The 1,190-nt window shown below is 70.1% G+C and carries 1 protein-coding gene; it reads left to right on the top strand.

Annotated elements, in window-relative coordinates; translation table 11 throughout:
* Positions 1–106 precede the first annotated feature (106 nt).
* Positions 107–1,018 carry a hypothetical protein gene (locus JHY01_RS26170; RefSeq protein WP_205328671.1) on the top strand — a complete coding sequence of 304 codons (912 nt, stop codon included), beginning with the start codon at positions 107–109 and terminating at the stop codon, positions 1,016–1,018.
* Positions 1,019–1,190 lie beyond the last annotated feature (172 nt).

The raw sequence follows: 1,190 nt of genomic DNA, 5'->3' as shown, positions 1-1,190 counted from the left end.
GACTTGACAACGTCTCGACTACAACTCTCAGAATTGAATGCAATTGCCTTCATTCGTGGTTATGCTTAAGGCTCACGGACAAACACGAATGGAGCAATCCCCAGTGATGAAGCAAACCTCAGCAGCCCTCGCTATCGCCGCCGCCGCCGTGTTCGCGACCTGCCCCCACACCGCGCACGCCGCGACCCTCACCGGCGAGACGGCCCTCGTGGTCGGCTCGGTCCCCGCGCTGGTCACCGTGACCGCGCCCGCGCCCCTCAAGTCGACGGTCACGATCACCGTGACCATGACCGGCCTCGACGCCTACGCGACCGCGACCACCGACGCCACCGCATGCACCAGTCCGGCCCCGGCAGTGTTCACCTGCACGTACGCCGACACCAAACAGGACATCGCGATCCCGTTCACGCTCACGCCCGCCACCCAAGCGGACCTGTACGAGACCGACACCGTCACCGGGACGCTCACCGCCGAGGACGCGACCGGCGCGGCCTCCCTCCCGGTCACCGTCACCGGGAACATCCCCGCCCCCGCGCCCTCCCCCAGCCCCGAACCGACCGAGGAGCCTTCCGACCCGTTCCCGTCCGACCCCGCCCCGGTCGAAACGGTGACCGAGACCGTGACCGAGACCGTCACTGAGTACCTGCCCGGCGCAACCGAGTACGTGAACACCGGCAGCACCGGCACGGCCACGGGCGGGTACGGCCCCGCGCTCCCGCAGACCGACCCGGCCCCGGTCCTCCCGACCGTCGAACCGTCGTACTCCCCCGCGCCGACGACCGATCCGGCCCCGCTCGCGCTCGGCGCGACCGCGACCGGCGAGAGCGGCGGCGTGAACTGGTGGGCCACCGCAGGTTTCGGCGCTGCCGCGCTGGCCGCCGCCGTCACCGTCGCCGCAGTGAAGCGCCGCCGCGCACGGCGCGCCGACACGGCCGAGGACACGCCCGAGACCGACGCGGACGCCACCAAGGAAATGCCCACTGTAGAGGTTGAGCCCGCCGCCGTGACCGGGAAGTAGACGCACGGGAGGGCGGGGCACCCGCCCCGCCCTCCCCCGCCCCGCAACCCTCCCGGCCTGGGCTTTCACTGCCCTCAATGGTCGACAACAAGTCGACTACAACCCGCCCCGGCATTTGCGATCGTGGGTAAGCCACGACAAGATTGACCTAACGCCGAAACGGCGAGACACG

Source organism: Glycomyces sp. YM15, from assembly GCF_016918015.1.
Lineage (GTDB): Bacteria > Actinomycetota > Actinomycetes > Mycobacteriales > Micromonosporaceae > Glycomyces.
This window is presented reverse-complemented; position numbering and strand designations above follow the sequence as displayed.

Coding starts and splice junctions, on each gene's coding strand:
- JHY01_RS26170 (WP_205328671.1), top strand. CDS start 107: ATGAAGCAAACCTCAGCAGCCCTCGCTATCGCCGCCGCCGCCGTGTTC.